The sequence below is a fragment of the Streptomyces sp. RK9 genome (assembly GCF_045070545.1).
Taxonomy (GTDB): domain Bacteria; phylum Actinomycetota; class Actinomycetes; order Streptomycetales; family Streptomycetaceae; genus Streptomyces; species Streptomyces alboflavus.
Genome location: NZ_CP173704.1, coordinates 1,789,890 through 1,813,673 on the forward strand (window position 1 = coordinate 1,789,890; position 23,784 = coordinate 1,813,673).

The window sequence follows — 23,784 nt, forward strand, 5'->3', positions numbered from 1 at the left end:
TACCGATGTCGTTTCCTCTGCTGACAGCGACGGCCGCGCTTCCCGCGGTCGGCGCGATCGCCACGGCGGCCGTCCCGGCCGCACGGCGGACCGCCGCCAAGTGGCTCGCGCTGTTCTTCTCGCTGGCCACGCTCGTGCTGGCCGTCGTGGTGGCCGTCCGGTTCGACCCGGACGGCGACCGCTATCAACTGACCGAATCGCGCGCCTGGATCAGTGACTTCGGGGTGCGGTACGAACTGGGCGTCGACGGCATCGGCGTCGCCCTGATCGCGCTCACCGCCCTGTTGATCCCCTTCATCATCCTGGCGGGCTGGCACGACGCCGATCCTCTGGAGACCAAGTCGTCGCGCTGGCGGCCGACTCAGGGCTTCTTCGCCCTGATCCTGGCCGTCGAGGCGATGGTGATCATCTCCTTCGAGGCCACCGACGTCTTCCTCTTCTACATCTTCTTCGAAGCCATGCTCATCCCGATGTACTTCCTCATCGGCGGCTTCGGAGACCGCGCCCACGCGGGCAGCGACGAGAACGCCTCGGCGCAGCGCTCCTACGCGGCCGTGAAGTTCCTGCTCTACAACCTGGTCGGCGGCCTCATCATGCTGGCCGCCGTGATCGGGCTCTACGTGGTCGCCGGGAACTTCTCGCTCCAGGAGATCGCCGAAGCGCGGGCCAACGGGTCGCTGGACATGGCGACCAACACCGAGCGGCTGCTGTTCCTCGGGTTCTTCTTCGCCTTCGCGGTGAAGGCCCCGCTGTGGCCGCTGCACACCTGGCTGCCGAACGCGATGGGCGAGGCCACGGCCCCGGTCGCCGTGCTGATCACGGCGGTGGTCGACAAGGTCGGTACGTTCGCGATGCTGCGCTTCTGCCTCCAGCTGTTCCCGGAGGCCAGCAAGTGGGCGACACCGGCGATCCTGGTGCTCGCCCTGATCAGCATCATCTACGGAGCGCTGCTCGCCGTCGGTCAGCGCGACATCAAGCGCCTGGTGGCGTACGCGTCGATCTCGCACTTCGGGTTCATCATCCTCGGCATCTTCGCGATGACGTCCCAGGGGCAGTCCGGCGCGACGCTCTACATGGTCAACCACGGCCTCTCCACGGCCGCCCTGATGCTGGTCGCCGGCTTCCTCATCTCGCGCCGCGGCTCGCGTCTGATCGCGGACTACGGAGGAGTGCAGAAGGTCGCGCCGGTGCTCGCGGGCACGTTCCTGATCGGCGGTCTGGCCACGCTGTCGCTGCCGGGGCTCGCGCCGTTCGTGAGTGAGTTCCTGGTCCTGGTGGGCACGTTCGCGCGCTACCCGGCGGTCGGGATCATCGCCACCTTCGGCATCGTCCTCGCCGCGCTCTACACCCTCGTGCTCTACCAGCGGACGATGACGGGCCCGGTGAAGCCGGAGGTCGCGTCGATGCCCGACCTGAAGGTGCGCGAGCTGGCCGTGGTGGCCCCGCTGATCGCCCTCCTGATCGTCCTCGGCGTCTATCCGAAGCCGGTCACGGAGCTGGTGAACCCCGCGGTCAAGCACACCATGTCCGACGTCCAGAAGAAGGACCCCAAGCCCGAGGTGGAGGCCGCCAAGTGAGTGCGACAGCCGTCCACAGCCTGTGGACAACGGCGGCCGAGCCGATCGACAAGATCGACGCGCCGAACATCGAGTACGGCCAGCTGGCACCGACCCTGATCGTCATCGGTGCCGCCGTCATCGGAGTGCTCATCGAAGCCTTCGTGCCGCGCAAGTCCCGTTACTACGCCCAGCTGTTCGTGTCCGTCGTCGCCCTCGCCGCGGCCTTCGCCGCGGTCGTCGCCCTCGCGGCCGGGGGCTACGGCACCACGAAGGCCCGCATCGCGGCGATGGGAGCCATCGCCGTCGACGGTCCCGCGCTCTTCCTCCAGGGCACCATTCTCCTCGCCGGCCTGGTCGCGATCTTCACCTTCGCGGAGCGCAAGCTCGATCCGGTGGCGCACGGCAATCGCGTCGACTCCTTCGTGGCGCAGGCCGGGTCCATGCCGGGCAGCGCGGGCGAACAGGCCGCCACCAAGGCCGGGTTCACCACCACCGAGGTGTTCCCGCTGGCACTGTTCGCCATCGGCGGCATGCTGGTCTTCCCGTCGGCGAACGACCTGCTGACGTTCTTCATCGCCCTGGAAGTCTTCTCGCTGCCGCTGTACCTGCTGTGCGCCCTGGCGCGCCGCAAGCGGCTCATGTCGCAGGAAGCGGCCGTGAAGTACTTCCTCCTCGGCGCCTTCGCCTCCGCGTTCACGCTGTTCGGCATCGCGCTGATCTACGGCTACGCGGGCTCGGTGTCGTACGGCACGGTCGCCAAGGTCGTCGACGGCACGATCACCACGGTCGACCCCGCCCTCGCGGGCACCATGGGCAACGACGCGCTGCTCCTCATCGGCTCCGCGATGATCGTGATGGGCCTGCTCTTCAAGGTCGGCGCGGTGCCGTTCCACATGTGGACGCCCGACGTCTACCAGGGCGCGCCCACGCCGGTGACGGGCTTCATGGCGGCGGCGACGAAGGTGGCCGCGTTCGGCGCGCTCCTGCGGCTGCTCTACGTCGTGCTCCCGGGCCTGCGCTGGGACTGGCGGCCGGTGATGTACGGCGTCGCCGTGATCACGATGCTGGGCGGCGCGATCGTCGCGATCACCCAGACCGACATCAAGCGGCTCCTCGCGTACTCGTCGATCGCGCACGCGGGCTTCATCCTCGCGGGTGTCATCGCGACCACGAAGGACGGCGTCTCGTCGGTCCTGTTCTACCTGGGCGCGTACTCCTTCGTGACGATCGGCGCGTTCGCGGTGGTCACGCTGGTGCGGGACGCGGGCGGCGAGGCGACACACCTGTCGAAGTGGGCGGGGCTCGGCCGCCGCTCACCACTGGTCGCCGCGGTGTTCGCCGTCTTCCTCCTCGCCTTCGCGGGCATCCCGCTGACCTCCGGGTTCTCGGGCAAGTTCGCGGTGTTCAAGGCGGCCGCCGAGGGCGGCGCGGGCGCGCTGGTCGTGGTCGGTGTGATCTCGTCCGCGATCGCGGCGTTCTTCTACATCCGCGTGATCGTCCTGATGTTCTTCAGCGAGCCGAAGGCGGACGGCCCGACGGTCGCCGTGCCGTCGCCGCTGACGATGACGGCGATCGGGCTCGGCGTCGCGGTGACGCTGGTGCTCGGTGTGGCGCCGCAGTACTTCCTCGATCTGGCCAGCCAGTCGGGAGTCTTCGTCCGCTAGGCGAGGGCTCCGGCCCCGCCCGCCTCGTACGCCACCGCCCGGCCTCCCGCAGCTCGCGGGAGGCCGGGCGGTGGCGTGTGCGGGGACCGGCGGTGCCAGGGGTGGCGCAATCCTCACACCGCGGGGGCCGGCCTGTGGATAACTTCGTGGGCTGTCGGCGCGGACCCCTATCGTGGACGCAGTGGTGGAAGCACGCGGTGGTCGAGGCGTGACGTACGGGGGCTGGGCGATGTATGGGATCGGTGGCATGACTGAGATGGACGAGGGCGCGAGTCGGTTCGCGGAGCCGGACCCGTTCGACGACCCCTTCGGGGACGCGGAGGAGGACCCGTTCGGCGACCCCGGCGAGGATCCGTTCGCGGACGCGCACCCGGGCGCCGGAGCGGGTGCGGGCTCCGGCGCGGGCTCCGGCCGGGTAGCCGCGGGCAACGCGCTGGAGACACTGCACCGCGTCTTCGGGTACGACTCCTTCCGCGGCGAGCAGGAAGCGATCATCGACCATGTGGTCGCGGGCGGCGACGCCGTCGTCCTCATGCCGACCGGCGGCGGCAAGTCCCTGTGCTACCAGATCCCGGCCCTGGTCCGCCCCGGCACCGGCGTCGTGGTCTCCCCGCTCATCGCGCTGATGCAGGACCAGGTGGACGCGCTCAGGGCGCTCGGCGTGCGGGCCGGGTTCATGAACTCCACGCAGGACTTCGACGAGCGCCGGGTGGTGGAGGCCGAGCTGCTCGCGGGCGAGCTCGACGTGCTCTACCTGGCGCCGGAGCGGCTGCGCCTGGACGCCACGCTCGGCCTGCTCTCCCGGGCCACGATCTCCGTCTTCGCCATCGACGAGGCGCACTGCGTCGCTCAGTGGGGCCACGACTTCCGCCCCGACTACCTGTCCCTGTCCGTCCTCGGCGAGCGCTGGCCGGACGTGCCCCGCATCGCCCTGACGGCGACCGCCACGGACGCCACGCACCAGGAGATCACCCAGCGCCTGGCCATGCCCGACGCCAAGCACTTCGTGGCGAGCTTCGACCGGCCGAACATCCAGTACCGGATCGTGCCCAAGGCGGACCCGAAGAAGCAGCTCCTCACCTTCCTGAAGGAGGAGCACGAGGGCGACGCGGGCATCGTCTACTGCCTCTCGCGCAACGGCGTGGAGCGCACCGCCGACTTCCTCCGCGCCCACGGCGTGGAGGCGGTGCCGTACCACGCGGGACTCGACAGCGGCACACGCGCGCTGCACCAGTCGCGGTTCCTGCGCGAGGACGGCCTGGTGGTCGTCGCCACGATCGCCTTCGGCATGGGCATCGACAAGCCGGACGTCCGCTTCGTCGCCCACCTCGACCTGCCCAAGTCGGTCGAGGGATACTACCAGGAGACGGGCCGCGCGGGCCGCGACGGCATGCCCTCCACGGCCTGGATGGCGTACGGCCTGCAGGACGTCGTCCAGCAGCGCAAGCTCATCCAGGGCAGCGAGGGCGACGAGGCGTTCCGGCGCCGGGCCGCCGCGCACCTGGACGCCATGCTTGCGCTGTGCGAGACGGCCCAGTGCCGCCGCGCCCAGCTCCTGACCTACTTCGGCCAGGACCCCACCGCCGAGTCCTGCGGGAACTGCGACACCTGTCTCACCCCGCCCGAGACCTGGGACGGCACGGTGGCCGCGCAGAAGCTCCTGTCGACCGTCGTGCGGCTGCAGCGGGAGCGCGGCCAGAAGTTCGGCGCCGGCCAGATCATCGACATCCTCCTGGGCCGCAGAACCGCCAAGATCATCCAGTTCGACCACGACCAGCTCTCCGTCTTCGGCATCGGCGAGGAGCTCGGCGAGGGCGAATGGCGGGGCGTGGTCCGGCAGTTGCTCGCCCAGGGGCTGCTCGCGGTCGAGGGGGAGTACGGCACGTTGGTGCTCACCGAGGCGAGTGGCTCCGTGCTCGGCCGACAGCGCGAGGTGCCCCTGCGCAAGGAGCCCAAGAAGCCCGCCACCGCGGCGCGTTCCGGCTCCAAGGGTGAGCGCAGGGCGCGGGCCGCCGCCGCTGTGGCCGAGCTTGCGCCCGAGGCCGTGCCCGTCTTCGAGGCGCTGCGGGCCTGGCGGGCCGCGCAGGCCCGTGAGCTGGGGGTTCCCGCCTACGTGATCTTCCATGACGCGACGTTGCGGGAGATCGCCACGGTGCGGCCCGCCTCCGTCGGGGAGCTGGGGGGCATCGGCGGGGTCGGCGAGAAGAAGTTGGCCACGTATGGGGAGGGTGTGCTGGAGGTGGTGGCGGGGGTGGGGGAGTAGGCCCTGGCGGGGCTTTCCCCGATCCCGCCCCTTCCCGAAACCGGGGGCTGCGACCCCGGACCCCCGCTGTCGGCGCTTCGCGCCTCGTCCTCAATCGCCGGACGGGCTATGAATAGCCCCTCCGGCGATTGAGGAGCGGGGGTCTGGGGCGGAGCCCCAGTTGCGGGAAAGGGGTGGGCCTGGGGCGCACCCGCGAGGCCCCCCGGGCCTCAGCCCCGCGTAGCCGCGATCCGCCCCGTGACCTCCCCGAGGCCCACCCGGGTCCCGTCGGGGCCGGGGGCCCACGCGGTCATCGTGACGACGTCGCCGTCCTCGAGGAACGTCCGCTTGCCGTCGGGGAGTTCGAGCGGATCCCGCCCGTTCCAGGTCAGCTCGATGAGGGAGCCGAACTGCTCGGGGGAGGGTCCGCTGACGGTGCCGGAGCCGTAGAGGTCACCGGTGCGGAGCGAAGCGCCGTTGACGGTCATGTGGGTGAGCTGCTGCGCGGCGGTCCAGTAGACGGTGGAGAAGGGGGGTTCGGAGATGACGTGGCCGTTGAGGGAGACGGTGATGCGGAGGTCGTAGCCGCCGGGCTCGTCCGCGACGGACTCGGCGGAGTCGTCGAGGTAGGGCAGCAGGGGCTCGGTGCGCGCGGGCGGGGCGACGCGGGCGGCGTCCAGGGCCTCCAGGGGCGTGATCCAGGCCGAGACGGAGGTGGCGAAGGACTTGCCGAGGAAGGGGCCGAGGGGGACGTACTCCCAGGCCTGGAGGTCGCGGGCGGACCAGTCGTTCAGCAGGCAGAGGCCGAAGACGTGCTCGCGGAAGTCCGTGAGGGGCACGGGGGTCCCGAGCGTGGACGGCGCGCCGACGACGAAGCCGACCTCGGCCTCGATGTCGAGCTTGGTGGACGGGCCGAAGAGGGGCGCGGTGTCGGCGGGCGTCTTGCGCTGACCGGTGGGGCGCACCACGTCCGTGCCGGAGACCACGACGGTGCCGGACCGGCCGTGGTAACCGATGGGCAGGTGCTTCCAGTTGGGGGTCAGCGGCGTGGGCGCGTCCGGGCGGAACATCCGGCCCAGGTTCGACGCGTGGTGCTCGGAGGCGTAGAAGTCGACGTAGTCCGCGACCTCGAAGGGCAGGTGCAGGGTGACGTCGGAGAGGGGGTGGAGCAGCGGGCGGACGGCGTCGCGGTGGGCGGGGACCGTCACCCAGGCGGTGAGGGCGCGGCGGACGTCGCTCCACGTCCGGCGTCCGGCGGCGAGCAGCGGACCCAGCGTGGGCTGGGCGAGCAGCGAGACATAGGGCGAGCCGAGGGCGGCGGCGGCCGCGCCCGCGTCCAGGACGTACGAGCCGATGCGGACGCCGACCCGACGGCCGTCCGAGGCGGCGGCACCGGGCGCTGCTCCGGGCGCCGACCCGGTCGCGGAGTCCGTGGCGGACCCGGCCGGGGAGAAGACTCCGTACGGAAGGTTGTGCGGGCCGAAGGGGTCGCCCTCGGGGAGGTCGAGCGGGTTCTGCTCGGACATGCGTGCCTGCCTCGCTTTCCGGTCTGAGTGCCCCACACGTTACGTGGGATGCCTCTCCGGGGGCAGTGTCTAAAGAGTTCGCAATGTCCGGATGAACCAGGAGTGGAACGGTCAGTTCCTGCATAGCTTCCTTTAGGGGGACACGGACAGGGGTGGGTCCGGTTCGGCGCAGACGGACACGTGGGGGGACCCGTGACCATTTCAGGCGGCGGCATGGGATTAAGGCCTGACCGCGAAGTGCCCGGACTGCTTGTGAAGTTCGGCGACTATCCGCTGCACCACGGCGGTGTGGGGGCGATCCGCAGCCTGGGACGGCTCGGCATCCCCATGTACGCGATCACCGAGGACCGGCACACGCCCGCGGCCGCGTCCCGCTACCTCACCCGTGCGTTCCCCTGGCCGACCACCGGCGTCGAGGACCCCGCGTATCTGGTGGAGGGCCTGCTGCGGATCGGGCGGCGGATCGGCAGGCCGACGGTGCTGATCCCGACGGACGAGGAAGCGGCGGTGCTGATCGCCGAGCACCAGCGGGAGTTGCGGGACGCGGACTTCGGAGGCTTCCTGTTCCCGCCGGTCACGCCCGCGCTGCCGCGGCGCCTCGCCAGCAAGCAAGGGCTGCACGAGCTGTGCGTGGAGCACGGCCTGTCCTCGCCCGCGTCGGTGTGCCCGCAGAGTCAGGAGGACGTGGAGAAGTTCGCCGCGACGGCACGGTTCCCGGTCGTGGCCAAGAACCGGGAGGCGTTCCAGCGCCGTCAACAGCCCGCCGTGAACGGCACCACCCGCATCAACACGTCCGCGGGCCTGCTGGAGCTGGCCCGCGACTGGGGCGAGCGGCCCGGTGTGATCCTCCAGGAGTATCTGCCGCGCGAGCAGGCCGAGGACTGGGTCGTGCACGCCTACTTCGACACGGACTCCGCCCCGCTCGCCCTGTTCACCGGCGTGAAGGTCCGTTCCTGGCCGCCGCACGCGGGGATGACGGCGATGGCGTACGTCGTCGACAACCCGGAACTCGCGGATCTCGCCGCGCGTTTCATCAAAGAGATCGGCTTCACCGGAGTCATCGACCTCGACCTCCGCTTCGACCGCCGCGACGGTCAGTACAAACTGCTCGACTTCAACCCACGCATGGGCGCCCAGTTCCGCCTCTTCGAGAGCGAGTCGGGGATCGACGTCGTCCGGGCGATGCATCTGCATCTGACCGGCCGCCCCGTCCCCGAGGGGGAGCAGCGCGCGGGGCACCGCTATGTCGTGGAGAACATCGACCTGCCCGCCTATCTCGCCTACCGCCGCAGCGGCTATGTGACACCGCACGCGCCGTCCCGCGCCAGCGGCACGGAGCTGGCGTGGCTCGCGGCGGACGACATGCTGCCGGTCTTCACCATGCTCGCGCGCTTCGTACGGCCAGGAGCGAAGCATCTGTTCCAGCTGTGGCGGACCAACCGCCGCGGCGGCACGACCACGAAGTGACGGTGCGCCGTGCGACGGCACGGCGCACAGGACGTCCTGGGGAGGGACTTCGTGAATCAACCAGCGCAATCAGCGCAATCAGCGCAACCAGTGCAACCGGTCGCCGTCATCGGTGCGGGCCCCTACGGCCTGTCCACGGCGGCGCATCTGAGGGCCCGGGGCATCCCGGTGCGCGTGTTCGGCGAGCCGATGGTGAGCTGGCAGGCGCACATGCCCGCGGGGATGCTCCTCAAGTCGACACCCGTGGCGTCGAACATCGACGCCCCGCAGCCCGGCCACACCCTCGTCGACTACTGCGACGCGGCGGGCCTGCCCCGCCTCGTCACGGACGAGGACATCATCCCCGTCGAGACGTTCGTCGGGTACGGCCAGTGGTTCCAGCAGAAGATCGTGCCCGACCTGGAGCGGGTGCGGGTGGTCTCCGTCGACGCCCGGCCGGGCGGCGGCTTCGAGCTGAAGCTGGACTCCGGGGAGCAGTTCACCGCCCGCGCGGTCGTCGTCGCCACCGGCCTGTCCGGCCTGTCGCGGCTCCCGTCCGAGCTGGCCGCGGCCGTGCCGGACGGCCCCTCGCCCGCGGGCCCCGTCTCGCACAGCGCACAGCACCACGACCTCACGCGGTACGCGGGCCAGGACCTGCTCGTCGTCGGCGCCGGGCAGTCCGCCCTGGAGACGGCGGTGCTCGCGGCGGAGGCGGGCGCGCGGGTGCGCGTGGTGGCGCGCGGGCGGCGCTCGGTGGCGTTCGGCGCGCCGCCGTGGGACCAGCCGAAGCTGCGCCCGGAGTCCCCGTTCGGCCGCGCCTGGTCGCTGTACGCGTTCAGCTATCACGCCGGGGGGTACCGCCACCTCCCCGCCGCCACGCGGCACTACCTCACCCGTCGCGTCCTCGGCCCGCTCGGCGCCTGGTGGCTGCGGGAGCGGTTCGAGCGGAAGGTCGAGGCGCGCGAGGTGCGGCGCATCGTGACGACGGGCACCCGCGACGGCCGCCCCGTCCTCAGCCTCGAGACCCTCGGCGGCCGGGCCAGGGAGCTGGCGGCCGACCACGTCATCGCGGCGACGGGCTATCGCGTGGACCTCGCCGCCCTCAGCTTCCTCGGCCACGGCCTGCGCGCCCGCCTCGCCACCAGTCGCGGCACGCCCAAGCTGGGCGCGGGCTATGTCTCTTCGGTCCCCGGCCTGTACTTCACGGGCATGCTCGCCGGGTCGTCGTACGGACCGGTGATGCGGTTCGTGTGCGGCACGGAGTTCGCCTCGCCGCGTCTTGCGGGGCATCTGGCGGCGGCCCACCGGGGGGTGTGAATGCGGGCCCGGCGCGCCGGGCCCAGTGCTCGACCGTCACCGTCCGGGCTCGGCCCAGGGTCCGGCGGCCGGCGTCCGGGAGGTCAGGGCTCAGCGCTCGACCACCGGCATCGGCGCGGGCTGGGCGTCGCGCATGCGCTCCGGCGTCCAGTACCCCGCCGCGTCGGTCCCGCCGTGCTCGACCTCGCCGGTCGTGGTGTCCGACGCCTTGGCGGGCGCCTTGCCGGGCTTCTTGCCGGGCGTCGTGGGGGACTCCTTGCCGGTCTTCGTACGCGAGGCGTCCGACGTGTGCGACGTGTCCGACACCGCGGCCCCCGCGCCCGGGCGGGACTCCCTGCCGGTGCCGTCCGAGTCCGCGGCCGCTGCCTGCCAGGTGAGCAGCGCCGTGAGCAGCGCGGCGGACGCGGCGGCGGTGAGGGCGAGCTTGCGGGCCGGACGGAGAGTCATGTCGTTCCTTCGTGTCAGGTGACGTTCGTGCCAGGTGACGTACGGAGGCCTGCCCGCGTACGGGAGACCGGCTTGCCCCTGTGCGACGTGCGCGCGGCGCGAACGGTTCCCCGCGCTACTGCTGCACCTCGCGCACCCAGGCCCGCAGCCCCGCCATGAACCCCTCCCGCTGCTCGGCGGGGAGCCCCGCGAGGGCGCGGAGCAGCGGCTCGCCCCGGCGGGCGACGAACGACTCCAGGAGCGGGCGGTACTCCTCGGCGAGGGACACGAGGACCCGGCGGCGGTTCGTCTCGTCCGGGGCGCGCGTGACGATGCCGGCGCGCGCGAGGCCCCCGACCAGTTCGCTCGCCGTCGGCAGGGACACCTGGAGCCGGTCGGCGATGCCGCTGACGGTCAACGGCCCGTCGGCCGCGAGGAGCTGAGGCAGGACCGCGCCGTGACGCGGGGTCAGGCCGTGGCTGTCCATGGCCTCCCGCAGCGGCTCCGGCATCAGCGCGCTCACGGCCGCCCCCCGGAAGTACGGCTCCAGGAGCGGCACGAGCCCCACGATCCGGATCTCGACGGGGGTGAGGGGGTGCTGGGCGGATCCGGCCCCCGGCTGCTCCGGTTCTTGCGCGCTCTGCATTCCGCGAGTGTAGTTTGTTTGGATCCCCGAACTGTTTGGGTATCCAAAGTATTACGAGCCCTGTGCGGACCACGAGCTTTCTGAAGGTGAGTGAGCATGCCGTCGATCAGCTACTACGAAGCCGTCAATGACGCGTTGGAACGACTGGAGGACCTCGGGTACGAGCGCGGCGTCGGCGTCGACCTCGCCAACCACGGGCCCATGGGTGCCGAAGCCGTCGCGGTGCTCGGGCACGGCGACGAGGTGGCCGGCTGGATCGGGCGCTATCGGCGCGCCCTCGACCACCACGAGCCCCCGGCCGCGCGCTTCGCCCTCGACCCCGGAGACGAGTCGTCGTGGCGGCAGGCGCTGGGTGATTTCGGCCGTGCGGGGGACTGGGAGCGGCTGTTCGCGCGCGAACTCGCCACCGCCGCCTGGCGGGACGTCCTCGCCCACTGGTGGCCGCGCCTGCTCCCCGGCCTCTTCGCCGGCCTGACGCACGGCCTCATCCGGACGGCGCACGCGGTGCGGGGTCTCTCCGTCGCCGGGGAGAAGCCGACGCCGCTCCAGCTGGACGAGCTGGCCAGAGGCCTGGCGTACTGGGCCGCCCGGTATCGGGCCCTGCCCGGCACCCCCGCCCTGCACGGCCCCCGCACAGTCCCGGAGGCCGTCGCCGCGCTGCCCCGCGTGCCCCTCGAAGGACCACGTGGACCAGCCGTGGCCCTCGGCCGCATCGAGACCCTCGACCGACTCCCCGGATACGCGGAGTCGTTGGAGTGGCTGGCACCGCACCCGGCGTCCCGGCTGCTCAGCGACATGACGCTGCAGTTCGCCGATGTGTATCTGGGCCACCCCGAGGTCTTCCCGGTCCCCCTCGTCCACGGCCTCACCGCCCCCGCTGCGGCCCGCCTCGTACTGCCGCACCTGCCACAGGAGTTGTACGAGCCGACGCTCGCGCGACTGTGGCAGGTCCAGTCGGCCTTCCTGCTGGCCTTCACCACCGACCGGCGCGACGAGGAGTCGTCGGCCTGGCAGGCCGAGGCCGACGACCTGCCCCCGCTCGACGAACTGGGCGCCCGGGCCGTCGAGCACGGCGACGAGCACGTCATCAAGTTCACGGAAGGCTGCCTCCGGGAGTACGCACTGCGGCCCGACCCCCGCTATCCGGCGGCGGCGTACGCGGCACAGCGCCGCATACCCCGCCTGGACGCGGGCGGAGGTGTGGCGGGGGTGTCGGCGGGGACGGCGGACTAGTCGGAGGGGGTTGGGGCTGGGGCTGGTGACGGAGGGGGCTGGTCGACGGGGAAGGCGGGCCGAGGGGCGGCCGGGCCGGGGTGGGCCGGGGTGTGGTGGGTTGGAGCACGCGGGGACGCGATGGGCCGGGGCAGCCTGGGGCGACGGGCCGGGGCAGGCCAGGGCGTGGCGGGCCAGGCGGGCCGGGGTGTGGTGGGTCGGATGGGCCGGGGCGCCGAGAGCCAGAGCAGGGCAGGGCAGGGCGGTGCAGGCCGGGGCGCGGCGGGCCAGGGCGTCGCGGGCCAAGACATGGCGGCCCTCGGTGCGGACTGCCCGCCCGCGTGCGGGAGTTCGGGCCCGGCGTGAAGGCGTGCGCGCGGCCGTGGGGCGGTTCGGCGCGACTCGGGTGGCGTGGGACGGCTCGGGTGGGGTCGGGTGGGCCTGGGTGGGGTCGAGTGGGCCCGGGTGGGGTCGGGTGGGGTCGAGTGGGTCCGGGTGGGGTCGGCCCGGGTGGGGTCGGTCCGGCGAGGGCGATCCGGGGCCGCCTCGTTCCGGTGAACCCGGAGCGGGCCGACGGGGCCAGCGCACGGATGTGCCCCGGGCGCGCGTCACCGGGCGTAGCCGGGCCCACACCCCGGTGTCTGCCGGGAGTGCGCCCGGCGCACCCGATCCGTCACAGCTCCTGCCACACGGCTTACCGACCGGCGTCAGATCCGTATTCTTCGGATCATGGCCGTTCCCCTCGCATATGCCCTCATCGCCACTGACCTCGACGGAACCTTGCTGCGCTGCGACGACACGGTGTCCGACCGGTCGCGCAGGGCGCTGGCCGCCGCGAGCGAGGGCGGCGCACGGCACCTCGTCGTCACCGGACGTCCCGCGCCCCGCGTGCGCCCGCTCCTGGAGGAGCTCGGCTGCGACGGTCTTGCGGTGTGCGGGCAGGGCGCCCAGTTGTACGACGCCGGGAGTGGCCGCATGGTCTGGTCGGTGACGCTGGACCGGGAGCTGGCCGAGGCCGCGCTCGGGAAGATCGAGGCCGAGGTCGGGCAGGTCTTCGCGGCGGTCGACCAGGACGGCGTGGACGGCCTGACGCTGATCGAGCCCGGGTACGAGATGCCGCACCCGACGCTGCCTGCGGTGCGGGTGCCCCGGCGCGACGTGCTGTGGGAGGAGCCGATCAGCAAGGTGCTGCTGCGGCACCCCGCGCTCGCGGACGACGAGTTGGCGGCGGTGGCCCGTGACGCGGTGGGGTCGCTGGCGACCGTGACGATGTCCGGGCCCGGCACGGTGGAACTCCAGCCGTGCGGCGTCACCAAGGCGACGGGGCTCGCCCTCGCGGCGGAGCGGCTGGGGCTGACTGCCGCCGACACGATCGCCTTCGGGGACATGCCGAACGACATCCCCATGTTCGCGTGGGCCGCGCACGGGGTGGCCATGGCCAACGCCCACCTCGAACTCAAGGCGGTGGCGGACGAGTTGACCGCGTCCAACGAGGAGGACGGGATTGCGGTGGTGCTGGAGCGGCTGCTGGGGTGAGGGGCGGGGGCGCGGCTCGCCCCGGTGCCGTGACCCGGGCCCCGTACCTCGGCAGCCTCGCCCGCCCCGCCCCGCCCCCGCCCCGGCCCTGCCCTAGCCCCGCCCCGGCCTCGGCCCGGTTTCCAGCCCTCGGCCCGGTCTCCAGCCCTCGGCTCCGGCCCGACTCCTGGACCATGGCCGGAAACGTACACGCGCCGGATCTCTGGCCGGATGTCGTCACCGTCCTCCGGCGGGATCCGGAGCCGGGTGGACAGGGTGCGGCGGTGTCGGCCCGGGGGTGCGCCCCGGTTCGGTGCGCGTACCGGCGGTGTGCCGGGAGTGGGTGGAGGGACGGGACGGGTGGTGGCGGGGCGTCCGATGGAGGGAGGCATCACTCCCTTCATGTGGGGCACATCGTTCTCTGTGGAGTATTTCGGTCATTCCATGTCTATCGGGCACGCTGGTCTCCTCTGCTCGGGCAGGCGCTCGCTGTGATCGAAAGGCGACCGGATACGCTGACTTGAGTGATGGCAGCGACACATCGACAAACCGTGTCATCGACGAATGATCGACCGAGTGATCGACTTGTGATCGTCAGCAGACAGGAGAACCCCTCGTGACCGTCGTCGGGCCCTTCGGGCTGAGCGTGCGGGACCAGGCTCTCGAAGCCGATGTCCAGGCCGGGTTGGCGGCTGTCGAGGAAGGCCTGCTCGAGGCCACCAAGAGCGAGGTCCCCTTCATCACCGAGGCCGCGCAGCACCTCGTGCGCGCGGGCGGCAAACGTTTTCGGCCACTCCTGGTGATGCTCACGGCCCAGTTCGGCGACCCGTACGCCCCCGGTGTGGTGCCGTCCGCCGTGGTCGTGGAGCTGACGCACCTCGCGACGCTGTACCACGACGACGTGATGGACGAGGCCGATGTGCGCCGCGGGGTGGCCAGCGCCAACCAGCGCTGGGGCAACTCCGTGGCGGTCCTCACCGGCGACTTCCTGTTCGCGCGCGCGTCCCACACGCTGGCCGACCTCGGTCCGGAGGCCGTCCGGGTCCAGGCCGAGGCGTTCGAGCGGCTCGTCACCGGGCAGATCCTGGAGACTGCGGGACCGTCCGACGGGCGTGACCCCGTCGACCACTACCTCGAAGTGCTCGCGGGCAAGACCGGTTCGCTGGTCGCGGTCGCCTGCCGGTTCGGCGCGATGATGTCGGGGGCCGACGAGACGGTCGTGGACGTGCTCACGCAGTACGGGGAGCGGCTCGGGGTCGCCTTCCAGCTCGCCGACGACGTCCTCGACATCGCGTCCGAGTCCACCGAGTCCGGGAAGACGCCCGGCACCGACCTGCGGGAAGGGATTCCCACGCTGCCGGTGCTGCGGCTGCGGGAGCGGGTCGCGCGGCTCGGGCTCGCGGAGGACGTCGCGCTGTGCGAGCTGCTCGACTCCGACCTCACGGACGACGCTCGGCACGCCGAGGCGCTGGCGCGGCTGCGGGTGCATCCGGCTCTTGAGCTGGCTCGGCGGGACACGGTGCGGTACGCCGAGGAGGCTCGGGCCGCTCTGGCCCCGCTGCCCGAGTGCGACGCCAAGGCGTCGCTGGTCGAGCTCTGTGACCTGGTGGTCCACCGCGCGGGGTGAGGCTCGGGGCTGCGCCCCTTGCCTCGCCGTGCCCCTCTCCTCACGTCAAAGGCGCCGTAGAACTGGGCTGTGCCCACCCTCCCCCAAGCTCTCGGCTTCGCTCGAGCAGGGGGGACCCCCATCGCCTTCTGGGCGGCCCAGCTGCCCACAGCGAGCAACACGCACGACAGGTCGCGTGACGCAGGTCACATGAAATTCCTCAGCTTGGATTGAGTCCAGGCTCGGATCCGTTCCGTACTCATGCCCAGAAGCTGACGCAGGGGGCGTCGGCTGAGGAACGGGGAGATTTCACGTCATGGGCGCTATCAGTACTTCTGCGAAGAACCGCCGCCGCACCCTGATCGTCACCGGTGTCGCGGTCGCCGCGGCCGCCGGCGTCGCCGCCGCCGTCCTGCCCGCGACGGCCGACAGCGGGAGCGAGGCGAAGGGCTCCAAGGGCGCCGCGCACGGCGGGGCACACGGCGGGGACGCCGTCGAGGTGCGGAGCAGCACCGCGAGCCGCGGCGGCTCCCTCTTCGTGGCCAGCATGAACGGGGCCAACGAGGTGCCCGCGCAGGGCGGTCCCGCCGTCGGGGACAAGGACGGCGCGGCCCTGCAGTTCGTGAAGGTCAAGGGCGACAAGGTCAGCGTCACCGTCAAGTGGCGCGGCACCGCCAAGCCGTCCGCGCTCCACATCCACCAGGGCGTCAAGGGCACCAACGGCGGCATCAAGGTCGACTTCACCAAGCTGCTCGCCAAGGCCGAGCACCAGCGCGTGACCGGCACGGTCAAGGTCGCGGACGCCGCGCTGCTCAAGCAGCTCAAGGCGAACCCGAACGGCTTCTACGCCAACCTGCACACCGCCGAGTTCCCCGGCGGAGCCGTCCGCGGCCAGCTCCACAAGGTCACCGCGAACGTCTCCCTGGACGCGGCCGCCCGCAGCTTCCAGGCCTCCGTGCTCAAGGGCAAGCAGATCTACCAGTGCAAGAAGGCCGAGGACGGCTCGGGCGGCCGCACCTTCCAGCAGCGCGACGTCCGCGCAACCCTCGGCGGCCACATCGCCCACGACTTCGTCGCGCCGAACTCCGGCACCCCGCGCTGGGTCGCGCCGGACCGCAGCGGCGTCACCGGCAAGCTCATCTCCAAGACGCCCAACGGCGCGAAGAACATCGCCGAACTCGACCTGAAGGCCAAGCAGGTCGGCAAGAAGCGCGGGCTGCTCGCGGGCACGACCGAGATCCTGCGCCTGAACACCGTCGGCGGCGTCCAGCCGTCCGGCAGCTGCGCCAAGGGCAAGATCGCGGCCGTTCCGTACGGCGCGGACTACGTCTTCGTACAGCGCTGAGACCTGCGGGTACGGGCTCAGGGGCAGAACCAGACCATGTGACGCACGTGTGCGGAACTCCCCCGTGACGCACGGTCGTCACCATCCCGGGCGGCACCTCCCCTTACGGGACGGGGGAGGTGCCGCCCCTTTTTGTCATCCCAGAGCAGTACGCGGACTTGCTCCCGGGGTCTGACGCTTCCGCGTGGCCGATTTGGTCGGATGGAGACAGACGAAGACAGGTACCGACAACCACATCCTGACCAATTCGGGTGAGAATGGCGGCGCGGGGTGGACGAGTGCACGCGAGGAACGAATCGCCGCCGCCGACGACGGAGGTAAGGCACACAATGGCACCGTACGAACCGGAGCAGGACACCACCGAGGCAGACGAGCTCAGCGCGGGCCGCCGCAAGGCCGTGCGCTATGTCGTCCCGCTCGCGGTGGCGGGGGTGGCCGCGGCGACCATCGGGCTCGTCCCGGCGCTCGCCACCTCGGGTGACCCGGATCTGCCGGACATCACCGCACAGGAACTCATCGAGAAGATCGCCGCGTCGGACACCGAGCAGCTCTCCGGCACCGTGAAGATCAGCACCGACCTGGGCCTGCCGTCGTTCGGCTCCGGCATGACCGGCGGTTTCGCGCCGGGCGCCGGGGGCGGCGGTGACGACGAGGGCGGCAAGGGCGGCAAGGGCGGGGCCGACCCGAGCGCCAAGCTGATGGAGCTGGCCTCCGGCACGCACACCCTGCGGATCGCGGCCGACGGACCCGACAAGCAGAAGCTGTCGGTGCTCGACGACGCCGCCGAGTACAGCCTGATCCACAACGGCGACGACGTCTGGGCGTACGACAGCGCGTCGAACGAGGCGTACCACTCCAAGGACGGCGGCGGCCACGCGGACAGCGGCAAGGGCGACCGGAAGGACCTGCCGAAGGAACTTCCCGCCACGCCCAAGGAGTTCGCCGAGCAGGCCCTGAAGGCGGCCGACGAGTCCTCGACGTCCGTGAAGGTCGACGGCAGCGCGCAGGTCGCGGGCCGTGACGCCTACCGCCTGGTGCTCAAGCCGAAGGACTCCGGTTCGACGGTCGGCCAGATCACCATCGCGGTGGACGAGAAGACGGGTACGCCGCTGAAGTTCACGCTGTCCCCGGCCGGCGGCGGTTCCGCGGTCGTCGACGCGGGCTTCACGAAGGTCGACTTCGGCAAGCCCTCGGCGTCCACGTTCGACTTCAAGCCGCCGAAGGGCACGAAGGTCACGGAGGAGGGCGCCGAGTCCAAGAAGCCCGGCCACCGCGGCGGGGACTTCGAGGGCGAGGGCCCCGAGGGCCTGAACGTCATCGGCGAGGGCTGGACGTCCATCGCCGAGCTGAAGATGCCGGGCGGCCAGGGCCTGCCGACGTCGGCCGCCGGTTCCGACGAGGTGCCGCGGGAGGCGGCGAAGTTCCTCGACTCCCTCGGCGACAAGGTGAACGGCGACTTCGGCTCGGGCACGGTCTTCAAGACCCGCCTGATCAACGCCCTGGTCACCGACGACGGCACGGTGTACGTCGGCGCGGTCACGAAGGACGCGCTGGTCAAGGCGGCGAACGCGGCCCGGTAGGGCCGGACGCCGTGAGCACGTGAGAGCGGGCGGGGGGGGGGGGGGGGGGGGGGGGGGGGGGGGGGGGGGGGGGGGGGGGGGGGGGGGTGGGGGGGGGGGGGGGGGGGGGGGGGGGGGGGGGGGGGGGGGGGGGGGGGGGCGGGGGGGGGGGGGGGGGGGGGGGGGGGGGTGCGCTGGGGGGGGGGGGGGGGGGGGGGGGGTCCCGGCCCCGGCCCCCCCCCCCCCGCCGCCCATCGTTCAGCCCAACGTTCAACGGGAGGAAGCCGGTGCCGAGCACCACGGGCGGGACCAGGGGCAGCGTGATCGAGACGTCCGGCCTGACCAAGCGGTACGGCAAGCACCTCGCCGTGGACGGCCTCGACCTCAGCGTCCCCGGCGGCAGCGTCTTCGGGTTCCTCGGCCCCAACGGCTCCGGCAAGACCACGACGATCCGCATGCTGATGGGCCTGATCGAGCCGACTTCCGGCCGCGCCAAGGTCCTCGGCCGCCCCATGCCGTTCGAGACCCGCCGGGTCCTGCCGCACGTGGGCGCGCTCATCGAGGGCCCCGCGCTCTACGGCTTCCTGTCGGGCCGCGACAACCTCCTGCGGTACGACTCCGCCGACCCGACCGCCGACCCCCGCACCCGCAAGGCGCGCGCCGACGCGGCCCTGGACCGGGTCGGCCTGACGGCGGCCGCGGGCAAGAAGGCCAAGGCGTACTCGCTCGGCATGAAGCAGCGCCTCGGCCTGGCCGCCGCCCTGCTGCAGCCGCGCGAGCTGCTGGTCCTCGACGAGCCGACGAACGGGCTCGACCCGCAGGGCATGCGGGAGATCCGCTCCCTGGTGCGGGAGCTGGCGTCCGACGGCACCACCGTCTTCCTCTCCTCGCACCTCCTGGACGAGATCGAGCAGGTCTGCACGCACGCGGCGGTGATGGCCCAGGGCCGTCTGATCACCCAGGGCCCGGTCGCCGAACTCGCGGCCGGCGCGCGCGGACGGCTCTCGGTGACGACCCCGGACACCGGCGACGCGGCCCGCGTCCTGAAGGAGCTCGGCGTGGCCGACCTGGTCGTCACCGAGGACCGTGTCACGGGCGAGCCGCCCGGCACGGACCTCGCCGACGTGAACGCCGCACTGGTCGAGGCGGGCGTCCGCGTCCGTGGATTCGGCGTCGAACGGGCCTCCCTGGAGGACGCGTTCGTCGCGCTGACGGGAGAGGGATTCGATGTCGCGGGCTGAAGTGACGGCCGGGGCGAGCGCCACGACGGCGGCGACCGAGGGTGCCGCGCGCCCCGTGCGCCTCGCCTGGACCCTCGGCCTGTTCCGCAGCGAGCTGTCCCTCACCTTCCGCCGCTGGCGCACCCTCGCGCTGCTCGCGGTGCTCGCCGCCGTGCCCGTGCTCGTCGGCATCGCCGTGAAGATCGAGACGAGCGACGGCGGCTCCGTCGGCGGCGGCGGTCCCGACGGGGGCGACGGGCCCGCGTTCATCGCGCAGGTCACCAACAACGGCCTGTTCCTGGTGTTCACGGCGCTGGCGGCGACCCTGCCGTTCTTCCTGCCGATGGCGATCGGCGTCGTCGCGGGCGACGCCATCGCGGGTGAGGCGAGCGCGGGGACGCTGCGCTACCTGCTGGTGGCACCCGCGGGCCGCACCCGTCTGCTGCTCGCCAAGTACGCGGCCGCGCTGACGTTCTGCCTGGTCGCGACGTTGGTGGTGGCGGCGTCCGCGCTTGCGGTGGGGGCGTTGCTGTTTCCGCTGGGGGAGGTCACGACGATCTCCGGGACGCGGATCAGCTTCTCGGACGGGCTGCTGCGGGCCCTGCTGATCGCGCTGGTCGTGGCCGCCTCACTGATCGGGGTCTCGGCGCTCGGCCTGTTCGTCTCGACGATGACGAGCAGCGGCATCGCCGCCATGGCGACGACCGTGGGCCTGCTCATCACCGTCCAGATCGTCGACCAGATCCCGCAGCTGCACGCGATCCACCCGTATCTGTTCTCGCACTACTGGCTGTCGTTCGCCGACCTGATGCGCGATCCCGTCTACTGGGACGACCTGGTGAAGAACCTCGGCCTCCAGGCGCTGTACGCGGGGGTGTTCGGCTCGGCGGCGTGGGCGCGGTTCGGGGCGAAGGACATCGCCTCCTAGCCCGGGGACGTCGCCTCCTGGCCCGGGGACGTCGCCTCCTGGCCCGGCCCGCTCGCCGCCCGCGGCCTACTCGCTGTAGTCCGAGGAGGTGAACGGGAACGTGGCCAGCGGGACGTCCTCCTGGGCGAAGAACGTCTTGGCGCGCGCCAGGGCCTCGGTGTCGTTCAGGACGTGCCCGGGCCGGGTGCCGTTGCCGAGCAGGACGCCGCCGAAGCGCATCGGGAAGAACGCGGCGGTGTTGCGCAGCGTGCCGACCAGCGGGTCCGCGGCGGCCTCGTTGCGGTCGGCGAGCGCGGTCACGCCCCACAGGGTGCGCTTGGCCATCTCGTCCTTGAAGTCGAGGCCGGGGACCTCCAGCCAGGCGTCCCAGAAGTCGAGGTAGCGCTTGACGGTGGCCGAGAGCGAGTACCAGTACAGCGGCGACGCGATCACGACGTCCGTGGCGGCGAGGGTGGCGTCCAGGAGCAGCGCCTCGGTGTCGCCCTCCGGGCGGGGGCGGGCGCGCGGGACGGAGTCGTCGTGCCGCAGGTCCTTGAAGTCGGGGAGCGGGTGGTCGGCGAGGTCGATCCAGCGCTGTTCGACGTCCGCGGGCAGTTGCTCGGCGGCCTTGCGGGCAAGGATGGCGGTGTTGCCGTCGGGGCGCGCGCTGCCGTGGACGAAGAGGAAGCTGCGGGTGGCCATGGGTCTCCCTGGGATGACGTGCGCGCTGCTTGCGCACAGCGAATGCCTGCGCATGCACTATATGCACGCGCAAGCATTCGCGTCCAGGGGCTCTACGACCGGAGCCCTACGTCCGGGGACCTAGGAGGAGAGCCCCCACACCGCGTACGCGACCGCGTCGCTGTTGCGGTCGATCGCCGTGTTGTTGATGTTCGCCGTGGTGTCGCACGACGCGTGGTAGCAGCGGTCGAACGCCTGGCCCGCCGTGCCGCCCCACTTCTGGGCCTGGGCCGAGGACTTGGCGGTGCTGGCGCCGGAGAAGATGCCGCCGACCGGGACGCCCGCGTTCTTGAACGGCGCGTGGTCGGAGCGGCCGTCGCCCTCGCGGTCCGGCTCGGTGCTGACGTTCAGGCCCGAGTAGTACGCCTTGAAGGTCCGCTCGATGGTGGGGTCGTCGTCGTAGACGAAGTAGCCCGGGTTCGGCGAGCCGATCATGTCGAAGTTCAGATAGCTCTTGATCTTCGTGCGCTCGGCCGCGGGCAGGCCGCGGACGTAGTTCGAGGAGCCGATCAGGCCCAGCTCCTCGGCGCCCCACCAGGCGAACCGCAGGTGCTTGGTGGGCTTGTACTGCTCACGGGACACCGCGAGCGCGGTCTCCAGGACGGCGGCCGAGCCGGACGCGTTGTCGTTGATGCCGGCGCCGCGGCTGACGCTGTCGAGGTGCGATCCTGCCATCACGATCTGGTTGGCGTCGCCGCCGGGCCAGTCGGCGATCAGGTTGTAGCCGACGCGGCCGCTGGTGGTGAACTGCTGCACGGTGGTGGTGAATCCGGCGGCGTCCAGCTTGCCCTTGATGTAGTCGATCGAGGCCTTGTAGCCCGCGCTGCCGTGCGACCGGGTGCCGCCGTTGGCGGAGGCGATCGACTGGAACTGCGAGAGGTGGGCCTTGACGTTGGCCACGGGGATGTCCGGGGCGGCCGCGCGCGGTGGCGCGGACGTGCCGGTGGATCCGGTGGCCGCGGTGGATATCGCGCTGGTCGTCAGAAGTGCGGCGGCGGCGATGACGGCCGCGGCCGCGCTGCGTCCGGTGACGGAGAGTCTCATGTGGGGGGCTCCGGCTTTCCGTGAGTTGAATTCCGAATGAGCCTGGAGTGCCCGATGGTGGAGTGGTGTTGAGTTCACGTCAAGAGCGGGATCCGGACGGAGTGTTCCGGATACCGGTTCGCCGGATCACCGCGCCGGACCCCCAATCTCCGCGTGTACGAAGGAAATTCACAGGCCAGGCGGTACGAGAACGCGCCAGCTGCGCGCGTACGTGTCCGGCACCGCGACCCGCACCCAGTCCCTGGCCCAGGCCGGCGCCGGATGCTCCCGCAGCACCAGCACGCCGGGCCGCCGCCGGTCCCCGGGCCGTCGCTCGTGCGCGCGCGGGGCGGGCTCGCAGCCGGCCACGTACGCCAGCGGGATCACCGACGTGTTGCCGCCGAGCAGACAGGGCGGCCGCACCCCCCGCTCGTGCACGACCGCGGCCACCCGCGCCCAGTCCTCCCGCGCCTCGGACTGGATGTGGGCGTTGGAGCTGACGAGGGTGCCCTGCATGGCCAGATGCCCGGCGAGCAGCCCCGCGAGCACGCCCCCGGCCAGCGCGGGCCGCCGCGCGGCGCGGGCCCGCCGCACCGCCGTGAGCACCCCGAGCGCCGCGGGCACCGCGAGCAGCGCGTGGGTGGGCAGCAGGAACCGGGGCGCGGTGTAGGGCACCACGAGGACGTAGGGCAGCGCGGCGCACAGACCCACGGCCAGGGCCAGCCACGCCGCCGTCGCCGTCTGCCGGAATCGCCGCGCCGACCACAGCCCGAGCGGCACGAGCGCGGCGAGCAGCACCCACCACGTCAGCGAGGGCACCCGCACCCCGTCGCCCTCGCACGGACGGCACAGCAGGGGCCCGTCGATCGCCGTGAACTGGTGCAGGAGCGAGTCCGTGAACCGCAGCCCGCCCTGCACTTCGCTGGCGTCGCTGAGCCGTTCGCGGACGCCACCGAAGCGAACGTACGCCTCGATGGCCCACGGCAGCAGACCCGCGCCGAGGCCGCCGAGCACGGCGAGCGTCCGGGCGCGCGAGCGCCACAGCGGCACCAGGACGGCGGCGGCGAGCAGCGGCACGGCCACGGAGACGCCGTCGTTGGGCCGCATCAGGGTGGCGACGAGGACTCCGGCGGCGATGCCCGCACAAGCGCGCGGGCCGGGGCGGCGGCGCAGGAAGAGGCCGACGGCGGCCGCCGTGCCCATGGCCGTGTAGTGGTTCGGCATCGCGGCGTCGGCGTAGAACACGGCCGTCCACAGGGTGCCGTACAGCGCGGCCGCGATCCCCGCCGCGTACGGCAGCCGCGGCAGCGACCGCAGCCAGGGCCGGAAGCCCAGGTACAGCGCGGCGGTCGCGAGGGCCGTCAGCCACATCCGCAGCAGCACGACCGAGTCGCTCCAGGAGGCGACGGGCGCGAGCAGCACGGGCACGCCCCGGGTGCGGGGCGCGCTGAAGGGCACGCCGGGCGCCTGGTCGGGGGCGTAGGGGCCGAAGCGGCTGGCGTAGACGAGTTCGTCCCAGCCGAGCCGCAGGTCGAGGGGGACGAGGGCCAGCGAGGCGAGGGCGAAGAGGGCGCACACGGCGACGAGCAGCCGGTGGGCCAGTCGTTCGCGGTCGCGACGCTCGGCTCGGCTGCTCTGCGATTTCCACTTCTCGACGACGGCCACGGGACCACGGTAGGAAACGGGAGGTGGACTCAGGCAGTACATAAGTTGTCGGGCGTGGCGTGGAAGCGCTGTCCGTGCGGGGCGGCGATGCCGGTGGGGCGGGCGTGCGGCGGGTGCGGCGCGGGAGCCGTGCGGTGCACGGCGTGGGCTGTTCGGGCGAAGGCC

At 72.3% G+C, this 23,784-nt stretch carries 18 protein-coding genes; 12 read left to right on the forward strand and 6 right to left on the reverse strand.

Features of this window, described 5'->3' with window-relative positions:
• Positions 1–5: 5 nt before the first annotated feature.
• The 3 genes from AB6L24_RS28270 to recQ all read left to right on the forward strand — a co-directional run bounded on the left by AB6L24_RS28270 (position 6) and on the right by recQ (position 5,486).
• Entirely contained in the window at positions 6–1,577 is a 1,572-nt protein-coding gene (locus AB6L24_RS28270) for an NADH-quinone oxidoreductase subunit M (RefSeq protein ID WP_380854304.1), read from the forward strand.
• Positions 1,574–3,223 (forward strand): NADH-quinone oxidoreductase subunit NuoN, encoded by a 1,650-nt coding sequence (gene nuoN / locus AB6L24_RS28275; RefSeq protein ID WP_405659814.1) that lies wholly within the window; start codon positions 1,574–1,576, stop codon positions 3,221–3,223. The genes AB6L24_RS28270 and nuoN overlap by 4 nt, the downstream gene beginning before the upstream one ends.
• Before the next feature lie 247 nt (positions 3,224–3,470).
• A complete protein-coding gene (recQ, locus tag AB6L24_RS28280) occupies positions 3,471–5,486 on the forward strand; it encodes a DNA helicase RecQ (protein WP_405659816.1) in 2,016 nt (671 codons plus the stop codon).
• Positions 5,487–5,695: 209 nt separating this feature from the next.
• On the opposite strand, the gene fahA is transcribed toward recQ, so the two are convergent.
• Positions 5,696–6,991: a fumarylacetoacetase gene (fahA, locus tag AB6L24_RS28285; protein WP_405659819.1), complete on the reverse strand. Its 1,296-nt coding sequence runs from the start codon at positions 6,989–6,991 to the stop codon at positions 5,696–5,698.
• 213 nt (positions 6,992–7,204) lie between these two features.
• On the opposite strand from fahA, the gene AB6L24_RS28290 reads away from it, so the two are divergent.
• Both AB6L24_RS28290 and AB6L24_RS28295 read left to right on the forward strand, forming a co-directional pair.
• Positions 7,205–8,458: an ATP-grasp domain-containing protein gene (locus tag AB6L24_RS28290; RefSeq protein WP_405659822.1), complete on the forward strand. Its 1,254-nt coding sequence runs from the start codon at positions 7,205–7,207 to the stop codon at positions 8,456–8,458.
• A 90-nt stretch (positions 8,459–8,548) separates the two neighbouring features.
• Positions 8,549–9,754 carry an FAD-dependent oxidoreductase gene (locus AB6L24_RS28295; RefSeq protein ID WP_405659824.1) on the forward strand — a complete coding sequence of 402 codons (1,206 nt, stop codon included), beginning with the start codon at positions 8,549–8,551 and terminating at the stop codon, positions 9,752–9,754.
• Positions 9,755–9,844: 90 nt separating this feature from the next.
• On the opposite strand, the gene AB6L24_RS28300 is transcribed toward AB6L24_RS28295, so the two are convergent.
• Positions 9,845–10,201, reverse strand: coding sequence for a hypothetical protein (locus AB6L24_RS28300; RefSeq protein WP_405659826.1), 357 nt, complete (start codon positions 10,199–10,201; stop codon positions 9,845–9,847).
• Positions 10,202–10,316: 115 nt separating this feature from the next.
• A complete protein-coding gene (locus AB6L24_RS28305; RefSeq protein ID WP_237307436.1) occupies positions 10,317–10,826 on the reverse strand; it encodes a MarR family winged helix-turn-helix transcriptional regulator in 510 nt (169 codons plus the stop codon).
• A 96-nt stretch (positions 10,827–10,922) separates the two neighbouring features.
• Between AB6L24_RS28305 and AB6L24_RS28310 the strand changes: the two genes are divergently transcribed.
• From AB6L24_RS28310 to AB6L24_RS28340, 7 genes are all read left to right on the forward strand, one after another.
• Positions 10,923–12,059 carry a hypothetical protein gene (locus AB6L24_RS28310; protein ID WP_405659828.1) on the forward strand — a complete coding sequence of 379 codons (1,137 nt, stop codon included), beginning with the start codon at positions 10,923–10,925 and terminating at the stop codon, positions 12,057–12,059.
• A 708-nt stretch (positions 12,060–12,767) separates the two neighbouring features.
• Positions 12,768–13,574 carry an HAD family hydrolase gene (locus AB6L24_RS28315; RefSeq protein WP_405659829.1) on the forward strand — a complete coding sequence of 269 codons (807 nt, stop codon included), beginning with the start codon at positions 12,768–12,770 and terminating at the stop codon, positions 13,572–13,574.
• Positions 13,575–14,169: 595 nt separating this feature from the next.
• The gene (locus tag AB6L24_RS28320) at positions 14,170–15,180 is read left to right on the forward strand and encodes a polyprenyl synthetase family protein (protein WP_380854288.1); all 1,011 of its coding nucleotides are present in this window, start codon (positions 14,170–14,172) and stop codon (positions 15,178–15,180) included.
• 295 nt (positions 15,181–15,475) lie between these two features.
• Complete coding sequence (locus AB6L24_RS28325) at positions 15,476–16,504, forward strand: CHRD domain-containing protein (RefSeq protein ID WP_405659831.1); 1,029 nt, start codon at positions 15,476–15,478, stop codon at positions 16,502–16,504.
• Positions 16,505–16,833: 329 nt separating this feature from the next.
• Entirely contained in the window at positions 16,834–18,084 is a 1,251-nt protein-coding gene (locus AB6L24_RS28330; protein ID WP_405659833.1) for a LolA family protein, read from the forward strand.
• Between the two features lie 266 nt (positions 18,085–18,350).
• Positions 18,351–19,304, forward strand: a complete 954-nt coding sequence (locus AB6L24_RS28335) for an ABC transporter ATP-binding protein (RefSeq protein WP_380854282.1) — start codon at positions 18,351–18,353, stop codon at positions 19,302–19,304.
• On the forward strand, positions 19,291–20,211 hold the full coding sequence (locus AB6L24_RS28340) for an ABC transporter permease (RefSeq protein ID WP_405659834.1): 921 nt from the start codon (positions 19,291–19,293) through the stop codon (positions 20,209–20,211). Before AB6L24_RS28335 ends, AB6L24_RS28340 begins: the two co-directional genes overlap by 14 nt.
• Before the next feature lie 66 nt (positions 20,212–20,277).
• On the opposite strand, the gene AB6L24_RS28345 is transcribed toward AB6L24_RS28340, so the two are convergent.
• From AB6L24_RS28345 to AB6L24_RS28355, 3 genes are all read right to left on the reverse strand, one after another.
• Positions 20,278–20,892, reverse strand: a complete 615-nt coding sequence (locus AB6L24_RS28345) for a flavodoxin family protein (RefSeq protein ID WP_405659837.1) — start codon at positions 20,890–20,892, stop codon at positions 20,278–20,280.
• A gap of 120 nt (positions 20,893–21,012) precedes the next feature.
• Positions 21,013–21,975, reverse strand: a complete 963-nt coding sequence (locus AB6L24_RS28350) for a M28 family metallopeptidase (RefSeq protein WP_087885453.1) — start codon at positions 21,973–21,975, stop codon at positions 21,013–21,015.
• Positions 21,976–22,143: 168 nt separating this feature from the next.
• Positions 22,144–23,619: a hypothetical protein gene (locus tag AB6L24_RS28355; RefSeq protein WP_405659839.1), complete on the reverse strand. Its 1,476-nt coding sequence runs from the start codon at positions 23,617–23,619 to the stop codon at positions 22,144–22,146.
• Positions 23,620–23,784: the final 165 nt, after the last annotated feature.

Bases quoted from the DNA above. Each gene is read 5' to 3' on its own strand.
- AB6L24_RS28270 (WP_380854304.1), top strand. From the start codon at position 6: ATGTCGTTTCCTCTGCTGACAGCGACGGCCGCGCTTCCCGCGGTCGGC.
- recQ (WP_405659816.1), top strand. From the start codon at position 3,471: ATGACTGAGATGGACGAGGGCGCGAGTCGGTTCGCGGAGCCGGACCCG.
- fahA (WP_405659819.1), bottom strand. From the start codon at position 6,991: ATGTCCGAGCAGAACCCGCTCGACCTCCCCGAGGGCGACCCCTTCGGC.
- AB6L24_RS28290 (WP_405659822.1), top strand. From the start codon at position 7,205: ATGGGATTAAGGCCTGACCGCGAAGTGCCCGGACTGCTTGTGAAGTTC.
- AB6L24_RS28300 (WP_405659826.1), bottom strand. From the start codon at position 10,201: ATGACTCTCCGTCCGGCCCGCAAGCTCGCCCTCACCGCCGCCGCGTCC.
- AB6L24_RS28305 (WP_237307436.1), bottom strand. From the start codon at position 10,826: ATGCAGAGCGCGCAAGAACCGGAGCAGCCGGGGGCCGGATCCGCCCAG.
- AB6L24_RS28310 (WP_405659828.1), top strand. From the start codon at position 10,923: ATGCCGTCGATCAGCTACTACGAAGCCGTCAATGACGCGTTGGAACGA.
- AB6L24_RS28315 (WP_405659829.1), top strand. From the start codon at position 12,768: ATGGCCGTTCCCCTCGCATATGCCCTCATCGCCACTGACCTCGACGGA.
- AB6L24_RS28325 (WP_405659831.1), top strand. From the start codon at position 15,476: ATGGGCGCTATCAGTACTTCTGCGAAGAACCGCCGCCGCACCCTGATC.
- AB6L24_RS28330 (WP_405659833.1), top strand. From the start codon at position 16,834: ATGGCACCGTACGAACCGGAGCAGGACACCACCGAGGCAGACGAGCTC.
- AB6L24_RS28340 (WP_405659834.1), top strand. From the start codon at position 19,291: ATGTCGCGGGCTGAAGTGACGGCCGGGGCGAGCGCCACGACGGCGGCG.
- AB6L24_RS28345 (WP_405659837.1), bottom strand. From the start codon at position 20,892: ATGGCCACCCGCAGCTTCCTCTTCGTCCACGGCAGCGCGCGCCCCGAC.
- AB6L24_RS28350 (WP_087885453.1), bottom strand. From the start codon at position 21,975: ATGAGACTCTCCGTCACCGGACGCAGCGCGGCCGCGGCCGTCATCGCC.